The sequence below is a fragment of the Cupriavidus sp. FW305-F7 genome, from assembly GCF_058782875.1.
Genome location: NZ_JBYSYC010000016.1, coordinates 148,629 through 159,945 on the forward strand (window position 1 = coordinate 148,629; position 11,317 = coordinate 159,945).

Consider the following 11,317-nt stretch of genomic DNA (forward strand, 5'->3'; position numbering starts at 1 on the left):
CGCGTGCGGCACCAGCCGCCCGCCATCCACCACATGAATCACGACTCTATCCCCAACGGCGCAGGCGTCGCCTGGTCCGTGCTGGACCTGGCCCCCATCCCTGAAGGCAGCGATGCCGGCCAGGCCATGCGCAACTCGCTCGACCTGGCCCGCCATGCGGAGCAGTTGGGCTACCACCGCTACTGGCTGGCCGAGCATCACAATATGCCCGGCATTGCCAGTGCCGCCACCGCCGTGCTGATCGGCTATGTCGCCAACGGCACCAGGACCATCCGCGTGGGTTCGGGCGGCGTGATGCTGCCCAACCATTCGCCGCTGGTGATCGCCGAGCAGTTCGGCACGCTGGCCTCGCTCTACCCGGGCCGCATCGACCTGGGCCTGGGCCGCGCGCCCGGCACCGACCAGGCCACCGCGCGCGCCTTGCGCCGCCACCTGTCGGCCGACAGCGCCGATACCTTCCCGCAGGATGTGGAAGAACTGCAGGCCTATTTCGAAGACGTGCGCCCCGGCCAGCGCCTGCGCGCGGTGCCCGGCGCCGGGCTCAAGGTGCCGATCTGGTTGTTGGGTTCGAGCCTGTTCAGCGCGCAGCTGGCCGCGGCGATGGGCCTGCCGTTCGCCTTTGCCTCGCACTTTGCGCCGGGCTTCATGCGCCAGGCGGTGGACCTGTACCGACGCACCTTCCGGCCCTCCGAAGCGCTGGACCGGCCTTATGTGATGCTGGGCCTGAACGTGTTTGCGGCCGAGACCGGCGACCAGGCGCGCCGCCTGTTCAGCTCGCTGCAGCAGCAGTTCCTGGCGCTGGTGCGCGGCACTCCGGGGCAGCTGCGCGCGCCGGTGGATGATATCGAATCACTGTGGACCGAGAGCGAGGCCGACCATATCCGCCGCTCGCTGGCGTGCTCCGTGGTGGGCGATCCCGACGCCGTGCGTGCCGGCATGCAGCGTTTTGTCGATGACCTGCGCCCGGACGAGCTGATGCTGGCCGGGCAGATCCATGACCACCAGGCGCGCCTGCGCTCGTTCGCCATCGCCGCCGATGCGGCGCGCAGCCTGAAGACCTCATCAGCGCTCTGAGCGCCTGCGATGCTCCGGTATGGCGTGCGCCGCACTTGCGGCGTGCGCCCGTGAGCGCGTCTCCCCTAATCCTGTTTGCGCACCGCCGATCCGCTCGGATACATTAGAAGGTCCGAGACACAGAGAGGCACGGCTCCCGCAGCACGCGCCCGACAGTCCGCCCGATCCACCACCCCATTCATCACCCATGGGGCCGACGGCAGCGACGACAGGAGACAACGATGGACCTGCGGCAACGCGAGCACATCGAGACGGTGGTCCAGGCCACCACATACCTTGCCCCGCCGGCCGTGCTTGCGGACCGGATCGCGCACGACGCCATCATCCAGAACTCATGGCGCCGCTGCGTGCACCAGTACGGCCTGGATCCGTCGCGCATGCAGGAGGCGCGCATCCTGCCGCAGCCGCGCCTGCGCGAACACCAGGAACGTATCGACGACTTCGCGCGCATCGCGCGCCACGGCCTGCAAAGCCTGTATGGGCAGGTGGCGGGCCTGGGCTATGTGGTGCTGCTGACCGATGCGCAGGGCGTGACCGTCGACTATATCGGCGAGGCCCGCAGCGATGCCGCGCTGCGCCACGCGGGCCTGTACCTGGGCGCCGAGTGGAGCGAGAGCGGCGCCGGCACCTGCGCGGTCGGCACCGCCCTGGCCACGGGCCAGGCGCTGACGGTGCACCAGGCCGACCATTTCGACGCCACCCATATCCCGCTGACCTGCACCGCCGCGCCGCTGTTCGACACGCACGGCAACCTGCATGCCATCCTCGACATCTCCGCGCTGACCTCGCCGCAGGCCAAGGACAGCCAGGGGCTGGCGCTGCAGATGGTGCGCATCTACGCCGCGCATATCGAGAACGCCAACTTCCTGCGCGCGCACCGCCGCGACTGGATCCTGAAGCTGAACGTGGCGCCGGAGTTCGTCGACGTCAATCCCGAATACCTGCTGGCGCTGGACGAGGCGGGCCGCATCGTCGGCCACAACCACCGCGCCAGGCTGATGCTGGAAGGCGAGCTGGGTGGTGCACCGGGCGCCACCGTGCTGGGCCAGCGGTTCGAGACGCTGTTCGACGCGCGCCTGGAAGACCTGGGCCATTACGTCTATTCGCGCCCGAGCGAGCAGCGCCTGGTGGCGCTGACCCGCAGCGGCGGCCTGCTGTACCTGAGCGTGCTGCCGCCCGCGCTGCGCTGGCAGGCGCCGCCCGCCGAAACGCAGGTGGAGATGCCGGATGCGCTGGCAGCACTGACCGGCGGCGATGCCGCGCTGCAGCAGCAGTTGCAGCGCGCGGCGCGCCTGGTCGATTCGCCCATCAACCTGCTGATCCACGGCGAGACCGGCAGCGGCAAGGAGTTCCTGGCCAAGGCGCTGCATCTTGCCAGCGCGCGCCGCGGCGGGCCGTTCGTAGCGGTGAACTGCGCGGCGATCCCTGAAACCTTGATTGAAAGCGAATTGTTCGGCCACCTGCCCAACAGCTTCTCCGGCGCAGGCCCGCGCGGCAAGCGCGGCCTGATCCAGGAGGCCGACGGCGGCACGCTGTTCCTGGACGAGATCGGCGACATGCCGCGCGAGCTGCAGTCGCGGCTGCTGCGCGTGCTGGCCGAGGGCGAAGTGCTGCCTGTCGGCGCCGCGCGGCCGGTGCCGGTGCGGCTGCGGGTCATCTCCGCCACGCACCACAGCCTGGAGCAACTGGTGGCCGACGGGCGCTTCCGCGAGGACCTGTACTACCGCCTCAACGGCGCGCGCTTTACGCTGCCGCCGCTGCGTGCGCGCACCGACCTGGACTGGCTGGTCCGCAAGCTGCTGCAGGAAGGGGGCGCAGAAGGCGGCGAGATCACGCTGTCGCCCGCGGCACGCGAGCGGCTGCACCGCCACCGCTGGCCCGGCAACCTGCGCGAACTGCGCAACGTGCTGGAGTACGCGCGCGCGGTCTGCGCCGACGGCTATATCGATGTGCCGGACCTGCCTGACAGCCTGGCGGGACCCGCTCCGTCCGCCGCCCTGCCGCAGCCAGGGCCCGCCCAGTCACCCGCTGCCGCGCCGTTCGATCCGCACCAGTTGCCGCCGGAAGGCATGCTGCTGATGCAATACCTGCGCGCCTCCGGCTGGAACCTGAGCGCGGTCGCGCGTCAGATCGGCGTCAGCCGCATGACGCTGTACCGCCGCATGGAGCGCTACGGCATCCAGTCGCCCAACCGGCGCGACGGCGGCCCAGAGCCCACCGACGCATAAGCCGGCAGGCAGCACGGCGCACGCGCGCCATCCCTGCGATACGGTTGTCCATCCCCTGTACACCTGCGCTGTGACACCTGTCACAGCGCAGCGTCGCTTTTGCCCTTCCGCCTCGGGGTAATCCCTCGGATCCGACCCCGCTGATACCCCTGTTTCCCCGGTTTTCACTGCCTGCGCGCACTGGCACGGCCATTGCAAATACGCTTGGCAAGACAACGACAACAGGAGACGGGCAATGGGGCACGCAGCAGGCGCCAGCGCGCAGATCGCGCCAGTGGTCGGCATCATCGCCAACCCGATTTCCGCGCGCGACATCCGCCGCGTGATCGCCAACGCCAACAGCCTGCAGCTGGCCGACCGCGTCAATATCGTGCTGCGCCTGCTGGCCGCGCTGGCGTCCTGCGGCGTGGAGCGCGTGCTGATGATGCCCGACCGCGAAGGCCTGCGCGTCATGCTGGCGCGGCACCTGGCACGCCGGCAGGGGCCGGACTCGGGGCTGCCCGCGGTCGACTACCTTGACATGCCGGTCACCGCGCGCGTTGACGACACCCTGCGCGCCGCGCGCTGCATGGCCGATGCGGGCGTGGCCGCCATCATCGTGCTGGGCGGCGACGGCACCCACCGCGCGGTGGTGCGCGAGTGCGGCGCGGTGCCGATCGCGGGCCTGTCGACCGGCACCAACAATGCCTACCCCGAAATGCGCGAACCCACCATCATCGGGCTGGCCACCGGCCTCTATGCCACGGGCCGCATTCCCCCTGCGCAGGCGCTGGCGTCGAACAAGCGGCTCGACATCGTCATCCGCGACGGCAACGGCGGCTTTCGCCGCGATATTGCGCTGGTGGATGCGGTGATCTCGCACGAGCACTTCATCGGCGCGCGCGCCTTGTGGAAGACCGACACGCTTGCCGCCGTCTACGTGTCCTTTGCCGACCCCGAGGCCATCGGCCTGTCATCCATCGCCGGGCTGCTGGAGCCGGTGGGCCGGCGCGAAGAGGGCGGCCTCGCGATCGAGCTGGCCGCCCCCGGCGAAGGCGAATTCGACCTGTGCGCGCCGATCGCACCCGGCCTGATGTGCACCGTGCCGGTGGCCGGCTGGCAGCGGCTCGAACACGGCCGGCCCCATCGCGTGCGCCAGCGCAGCGGCATTGTCGCGCTGGACGGCGAGCGCGAACTGGCCTTCGGGCCGGACGACGAAGTCACCGTCACCCTGCATGACCACGCCTTTCGCAGCATCGACGTCGCGGCCTGCATGCGCCATGCCGCGCGCCACCACCTGATGCGCCGCCTGCCGCGGCACGCCGCGGCGGGATGACGCGCGGGCACCGCGTCCGCCCGCTTTTCCCCTTTCTTGAAGTGCAACACCTGAAAACGAAGGAGACAGACATGACAGCCAGAGCTTCTCAAGATTCCGCCGCGCTGCCGCTCGATAAGGAGACGTTGCTGACGGTGTACCGGAAGATGCGCACCATCCGCGATTTTGAAGAACGCCTGCACGTGGACTTCGGGCGCGGCGACATCCCGGGCTTCGTCCACCTGTACGCGGGCGAGGAAGCCGCGGGCGTCGGCATCCTGCACCACCTGAACGATGGCGACCGCATCGCCAGCACGCACCGCGGCCACGGCCACTGCATCGCCAAGGGCGTCGATCCGGTGGCGATGATGAAGGAGATCTACGGCAAGAAGGGCGGCTCGTGCAATGGCAAGGGCGGCTCGATGCATATCGCCGACCTGTCCAAGGGCATGATGGGCGCCAACGGCATCCTGGGCGCGGGCGCGCCGCTGATCTGCGGCGCCGCGCTGGCTGCCAAGTTCCGCGGCAAGGGCGAGGTCGGCATCACCTTCTGCGGCGACGGCGCCTCCAACCAGGGCACCTTCCTGGAGAGCCTGAACCTGGCCGCGGTGTGGAACCTGCCGGTGATCTTCGTGATCGAGAACAACGGCTATGCCGAATCGACCTCGCGCGATTACGGCACCGCGGTGGACAGCTACGTGGACCGCGCCGCCGGCTTCGGCATCCCGGGCGTGACGGTGGACGGCACCGATTTCTTCGCCGTCCATGAAGCGGCCGGCGAAGTGATCCGGCGCGCGCGCGAAGGCGGTGGGCCGTCGCTGCTCGAATGCAAGATGGTCCGCTTCTACGGCCACTTCGAGGGCGATGCGCAAACCTACCGCGCCGCAGGCGAACTCGACGATATCCGCGCCAACAAGGATTGCCTGAAGCTGTTTGGCCGCGCCGTGACCCAGGCCGGCGTGGTCGCGCGCGAAGAACTCGACGCCATCGACCGCGAGGTCGCCGCGCTGATCGAGCATGCCGTGCAGGAGGCCAAGGCCGCACCGCAGCCCGGGCCCGAAGACCTGCTCACCGACGTCTACGTCAGCTACTGATCCGCCACGCGCTAACTCAATATCAGGAGACAAACCATGGCTCGCAAACTGAGCATCAAGCTGGCGATCAACGAGGCGATCGACCAGGAAATGACCCGCGACCCCAGCGTCATCATGCTGGGCGAAGACATTGTCGGCGGCGCCGGCGCGGACGGCGAGAAGGACGCCTGGGGCGGCGTGCTGGGCGTGACCAAGGGCCTGTACGCCAAGCACGGCGACCGGCTGCTGGACACGCCGCTGTCTGAATCCGCTTACGTGGGCGCCGCCATCGGCGCCGCGGCCTGCGGCATGCGCCCGATCGCCGAGCTGATGTTTATCGACTTCATGGGCGTTTGCTTCGACCAGATCTTCAACCAGGCGGCCAAGTTCCGCTACATGTTCGGCGGCAAGGCCGAGACCCCGGTGGTGATCCGCGCGATGGTCGGCGCGGGCTTTCGCGCGGCCGCGCAGCACAGCCAGATGCTGACGCCGCTGTTCACTCATATCCCCGGACTGAAGGTGGTGTGCCCGTCCACGCCGTACGACACCAAGGGCCTGCTGATCCAGGCGATCCGCGACAACGACCCGGTGATCTTCTGCGAGCACAAGAACCTATACGGCCTGGAGGGCGAGGTGCCCGAAGGCGCCTACGCGATTCCGTTCGGCGAGGCCAATATCGTGCGCGACGGCAAGGATGTGTCGATTGTCACCTACGGGATGATGGTGCATCGCTCGCTCGAAGCGGCCGCCACGCTGGCCAAGGAGGGCATCGAGGCGGAAGTGATCGACCTGCGCACGCTCTCGCCGCTGGACATGGACACCGTGCTGGAATCGGTCGAGAACACCGGCCGCCTGGTGGTCGTGGACGAGGCCAGCCCGCGCTGCAATATCGCCACCGATATCTCCGCGCAGGTCGCGCAGCAGGCCTTCGGCGCGCTCAAGGCCGGCATCGAGATGGTGTGCCCGCCGCATACGCCGGTGCCGTTCTCGCCGACGCTGGAGGACCTGTACATCCCCAGCGCCGCGCAGATCGTGGCCGCCGCGCGCAAGACCATGAAGGGAGGCAAGCACTGATGGCAACCGCAATTTCCCCCACGATTATCCCGATCGTGATGCCCAAGTGGGGCCTGTCGATGAAAGAAGGCACGGTCAATGCGTGGCTGGTCGACGAAGGCACCGAGATTACCGTGGGCCTGCCGATCCTCGACGTGGAAACCGACAAGATCGCCAATGCGGTGGAGGCGCCCGACGCGGGAACGCTGCGCCGCAAGGTGGCGCAGGCCGGCGACGTGCTGCCGGTGAAGGCGCTGCTGGGCGTGCTGGCACCTGCGGAGGTGAGCGATGCGCAAATCGATGACTATGTCGCGGCTTATGAAACGCCGGCGGACGATGCTGGCGAAGAAGAAGCCGCTGCCGCGTACCAGTTTGCCGACGTCGACGGCATCCGGGTCCGCTATGCCCGCAAGGGTGGCGGCGCCGAAACCGTGCTCTTCATCCACGGATTTGGCGGAGACCTGGACAACTGGCTGTTCAACCTCGATCCCCTGGCCGACGCGTACACCGTGGTGGCGCTCGACCTGCCCGGCCACGGACAGTCGTCGCCGCGGCTCGCGGGCACGACGCTGGCGCAGATGGCCGGCTTTGTAGCGCGCTTCATGGACGAGACCGGGATCGAGGCGGCGCATGTGGTCGGCCATTCGATGGGCGGCGGCGTGGCGGCGCAACTGGCTGTGGATGCACCGCAGCGGGTGCTGTCGGTGGCGCTGGTGTCGCCGGTGGGCTTTGGCGACGCCGTCAACAGCGGCTATACCGAGGGCTTCGTCAGTGCTCAGTCCCGGCGTGAGCTCAAGCCCGTGGTCGAGCTGCTGTTCGCCGACGCGGGGCTGGTCAGCCGCCAGATGCTGGACGACCTGTTGCGCTACAAGCGGCTGGACGGCGTCACCGAGGCGCTGACGGCGCTGGGGCAGGGGCTCTTCGGCGGCGGCCGCCAGAGCGAGCAGCCTGGCCAGCGGCTGGCCGGCAGCGGCAAGCGCGTGCTGGTGGTGTGGGGCGGTCAGGACCAGATCATCCCGGCCGCGCACGCTGAAGCCGCGCCGGCGGGAGCAACCGTCAAGGTCTTTGCCGATGCTGGCCACATGAGCCAGATGGAGAAGGCCAATGACTTCAACGCGCTGCTGAAAAAGCATCTGGCCGGCTGATGCCGCGCGCGGATGGCGCCGCCCCAGGGCGCCATCCGCTCGGCCAGTTCGCCTTGTTCGAATTCAAGACAGGACACCTCATGACCACAGACCTGAAGACCCGCCTGACCGAGATCAACAAGCAATTCGGTGCGCTCGGCCAGGCCCAGCCCGCCGCCATGAGCGCCTTCCAGGGCGTGATGAAGGCCGCCACGCAGGACGGCAGCCTGCCGGCCGCCGTCAAGGAACTGATTGCCGTCGCACTGGCGGTGCAGAAGGGCTGCGACGACTGCGTGCTGTTCCACACCAGTCAGGCGCTGCGCCATCGCGCCACGCGCGAGCAGCTGGCCGAAGTGCTGGCCATCAATATCGAGATGGGCGGCGGACCCGGCGCCATGTATGCGTCGAAGGCGCTGGCGTACTTCGATGCGCTCAACGTCTAGCCTTGCTAGACTCGGCACGTTGCCATCCGGAGGCTGGTGCCATCCCATGCCGTTTGAATTTGTCGATGCGGCCCATGCCGGGCAGGCGGGCAGCGACCCGCTGCAGGATGAGCTGGCCTTGCTGGATCTCGCGGCACAGGGCCGGCAGGTGGCGCAGCTGTGGGAGGCGCCGCTGTCGCTGGTGGTGCCGCGCACCTACCTGCGCCATGCCGCGCTGGAAACCGCGCGCGCCGACTTCGCGCAGCAAGGGTGCCCGGTGTTCCTGCGCATGTCGGGCGGCGGGCTGGTGCCGCAGGGCCCCGGCATCCTCAACCTGAGCCTGGCCTACGCAGTGGGACAGCCGCCGGGTGCGCGCAGCGACGCGGTCTACCTGCACTTGTGCGAGGTCATCGGCGATGCGCTGCAAGCGCTGGGCGTCGACACGCACTGGCAGGCCGTGGCCGGCTCCTTCTGCGACGGCCGCTTCAACCTGGCCTGGGGCCCGCCCGAAGCCGCGCGCAAGATCGCCGGCACGGCGCAGTACTGGCGGCGCGCACCCGCGGCCATGCAAGCGCCCGACGGGCAGCGCCACCTGGTGCTGGCCCATGCGGTGCTGCTGGTCAGCGCCGACCCTGTGCAGATCAACGCGCGCGCCAACGCGTTCGAAGCGGCCATCGACAGCGGCCGGCGCTATGACGCGGGAAAGGTCGTCAGCGTGCGCGAGGCATTGTTGGCCGGCGGCCGCGCGGTCGATGACGACGGCGCGCTGATGGCGCAGGTATCGGATGCGCTGCGGCGAAGCGTCGGGCAGACGCCGCCGCCGGCGTAGCCACTTGAAGCGGGAGACGCCAATTGGCGACCCCAAAAAAATCGCGGCCCACGCGGGGCCGCTAAAAATCGGGAATGCGAGGCGTGTCAGATGCCTCAGGAGACGTTATCGACACAGTGTGGACCACCGAGACCCCACTTCGGTGGGGTCTATCGAGTACAATCATGGAGGCGAGTGACCGCTTACGCGATCAGGTAGGCGGAGTGCGGGTCCGGCCGGATGGCAGTGCGCAGCTTGCGCACGCTGGCTTCCAGTTCGGCATGGGCGGCATCGAGCCAGGCGACGCGATGGCGCACCGGGTCCTTGGCCGACAGATCGCTGGCGGCGATCTCGCGCAGGAAGTAGCGCACCATGCTGCCGGCGCGCGCCGGCACTGGCATCATCCCCAGCAGTTGAGACTTCGCCAGCAGCCGGCGGCTGACTGCATGCCGCAGTCCTGCCCAGGCGGTACGGCCCAGCGCGATGTACAGCGCATCCGTGCGCATCTGCCGCACGGCGCCCAGGAACTGCGCTTCGAATACCTCGCGCAGCATCGGTGTCTCCAGCAGTTCTTCCAGTGGCCCGTCGAACGCCAGACCGCGCCGCGTGGTGGCATGCGGCAGCAAGGCAAGCGGTTGCAGGCGCTCGAACCCGTCATTCCACAATGCCGCGGCGTGCGGCAGGCCGACCAGTTCGGGCACCCGGAAGTGGTCGAGCATGCGGATCAGGTTGGGCCGCACCAGCTTGCCGCCCAGCTCGACGCGCCGCTTGTTCTCGCGCTGAATCACGCGGCCGGGTGCATGGGCGCGCATCAGTTCCTCGGTGACGGCGGCGGCCAGCCGCACATGGGCGTGGCCGGGCGTGGTGCTGACCAGCACCAGGGGTGCCTGGGTGTTCAGGTATTCGCAGGGCACGTAGTGCATGGCGTAGGTGCTGTCCTGTGCCACCACAACCGGTTTGGCGATCACGCCGACTGCGCCCGCAAGCCGAACCTGCGCGCAATACGCTTCGATGAAGTTGGTCAAGGAATCCCCCCGCTCGCTTCGATGTATCGGCGCTTTCTATTGGCGCCTTCTACTTGTTCTGCTTTCCGTTCATGGTAAGCCTGCGGTGCAGGGCAGATAAAGCGCGCGGCGCCGGTTTGACCGGAATCCGACGAAACCTTGGTGGGCCAGCCAACATACCGGAGCAGGATGCCCCTCGAACGGGTGGGGCACGCGCGTGGTTCACGGCAGGTACGGTATCGCACCGCGTGCGTCAGGACGATGACATCAGACGGGAGGGAATCAGCCGGAACGGGACGGCCGCGGGCGGCGGGTCGCCGGAAAGAAAAGACCGGACACGTGCGTGTCCGGTGAACCCATTTGCTGACTCAGGTAGTGTCACAGCCCGAGAGCTACAAATGATAACGATTATCATTTGAGCTGACAATAGCAAAGGGCGCGATCTTGCCGGTGGGGTCAGGCAATCGAAGTCTGGATGGAAAACTGTCCCGACAAGGTTTTGTGCACCGGGCAGCGGTTCGCCACGCGGAGTAGGTCATCCAGGATCTGGGGCGTGAGCTCACCGCTGACCTTGACCTCGCGGTTCATGGTGTAGGTCCCGTTGGCCTCTTCATGAGCGACCGATACATGGATTCCGGTGATCGCGTAGCCCTTGCGTTTGGCGTACAGCTGCAAAGTCAGCGTGGTGCAGGCGGCCAGGGCCGAATCCAGCAGGTCATGCGGGTTCGGGTATTGGGTGTCGCCGCCGGCAGATGCATCCAGGTCGGCCCGCCACTCGGCAGTCCCGTTGGTCAGGTGGCAGATGCTGTTGCCCTGGCTTGGTTGCCAGGTCGCTTGGATAGTCATCAAACGTCCCCATCTATAAGAGAGCGGCCCGGTGGGCCGGAACAGCCATTCTATAAGCAGCGCCGGGCGAGGGCTGAAGTGGCTTGAAATGCCTTTTTTGGGCGAGTTGGCTTTTTTTCAAAGAACCTCTTGCCAACCCCGCTGCGGTCACTTAATATTCGCCCCCTCGCAACACAACGCAGCGCTGCAAAGCAGACGCAGCAAGGGTTTGCGGGGTCGACCGGGTAGGTTGGCGCAGCGAAGTTAGCGCGCCGGCCGCAGCGAAAAAAGTTGCTGAAACGGTTGACGAAACGAAGAAAGCTCTGCATAATCTCGTTTCTCTGCTGCAGACAACGCAGCAGCGCTGAACGGCAAAGCCGGCAGCGAAGTTCTTTAACAACCAAACAACCGA

At 67.8% G+C, this 11,317-nt stretch carries 11 protein-coding genes; 8 read left to right on the forward strand and 3 right to left on the reverse strand.

Annotation, left to right across the window (positions count from 1 at the left end):
- The first annotated feature begins 33 nt into the window (after positions 1-33).
- From AC3WL8_RS17215 to AC3WL8_RS17250, 8 genes are all read left to right on the forward strand, one after another.
- Complete coding sequence (locus AC3WL8_RS17215) at positions 34-1,074, forward strand: LLM class flavin-dependent oxidoreductase (RefSeq protein WP_013951846.1); 1,041 nt, start codon at positions 34-36, stop codon at positions 1,072-1,074.
- A gap of 221 nt (positions 1,075-1,295) precedes the next feature.
- Positions 1,296-3,302, forward strand: coding sequence for a sigma-54-dependent Fis family transcriptional regulator (locus AC3WL8_RS17220; RefSeq protein WP_492378486.1), 2,007 nt, complete (start codon positions 1,296-1,298; stop codon positions 3,300-3,302).
- A 235-nt stretch (positions 3,303-3,537) separates the two neighbouring features.
- A complete protein-coding gene (locus AC3WL8_RS17225) occupies positions 3,538-4,617 on the forward strand; it encodes an ATP-NAD kinase family protein (protein ID WP_013951848.1) in 1,080 nt (359 codons plus the stop codon).
- 71 nt (positions 4,618-4,688) lie between these two features.
- The gene (locus AC3WL8_RS17230; protein WP_035824681.1) at positions 4,689-5,690 is read left to right on the forward strand and encodes a thiamine pyrophosphate-dependent dehydrogenase E1 component subunit alpha; all 1,002 of its coding nucleotides are present in this window, start codon (positions 4,689-4,691) and stop codon (positions 5,688-5,690) included.
- 36 nt (positions 5,691-5,726) lie between these two features.
- The gene (locus tag AC3WL8_RS17235) at positions 5,727-6,743 is read left to right on the forward strand and encodes an alpha-ketoacid dehydrogenase subunit beta (protein WP_013951850.1); all 1,017 of its coding nucleotides are present in this window, start codon (positions 5,727-5,729) and stop codon (positions 6,741-6,743) included.
- Positions 6,743-7,867 carry an acetoin dehydrogenase dihydrolipoyllysine-residue acetyltransferase subunit gene (locus tag AC3WL8_RS17240; RefSeq protein ID WP_013951851.1) on the forward strand — a complete coding sequence of 375 codons (1,125 nt, stop codon included), beginning with the start codon at positions 6,743-6,745 and terminating at the stop codon, positions 7,865-7,867. The genes AC3WL8_RS17235 and AC3WL8_RS17240 overlap by 1 nt, the downstream gene beginning before the upstream one ends.
- Positions 7,868-7,947: 80 nt before the next feature.
- A complete protein-coding gene (locus tag AC3WL8_RS17245) occupies positions 7,948-8,289 on the forward strand; it encodes a carboxymuconolactone decarboxylase family protein (RefSeq protein ID WP_013951852.1) in 342 nt (113 codons plus the stop codon).
- Between the two features lie 46 nt (positions 8,290-8,335).
- On the forward strand, positions 8,336-9,097 hold the full coding sequence (locus AC3WL8_RS17250; RefSeq protein ID WP_013951853.1) for a lipoyl protein ligase domain-containing protein: 762 nt from the start codon (positions 8,336-8,338) through the stop codon (positions 9,095-9,097).
- A 182-nt stretch (positions 9,098-9,279) separates the two neighbouring features.
- On the opposite strand, the gene AC3WL8_RS17255 is transcribed toward AC3WL8_RS17250, so the two are convergent.
- From AC3WL8_RS17255 to AC3WL8_RS17265, 3 genes are all read right to left on the reverse strand, one after another.
- Entirely contained in the window at positions 9,280-10,101 is an 822-nt protein-coding gene (locus AC3WL8_RS17255; RefSeq protein ID WP_211979536.1) for a hypothetical protein, read from the reverse strand.
- A gap of 435 nt (positions 10,102-10,536) precedes the next feature.
- Positions 10,537-10,926 (reverse strand): OsmC family protein, encoded by a 390-nt coding sequence (locus tag AC3WL8_RS17260; protein ID WP_492378487.1) that lies wholly within the window; start codon positions 10,924-10,926, stop codon positions 10,537-10,539.
- A 50-nt stretch (positions 10,927-10,976) separates the two neighbouring features.
- A partial coding sequence (locus tag AC3WL8_RS17265; protein WP_492378488.1) for a hypothetical protein occupies positions 10,977-11,317 on the reverse strand: 341 nt, incomplete at its 5' end.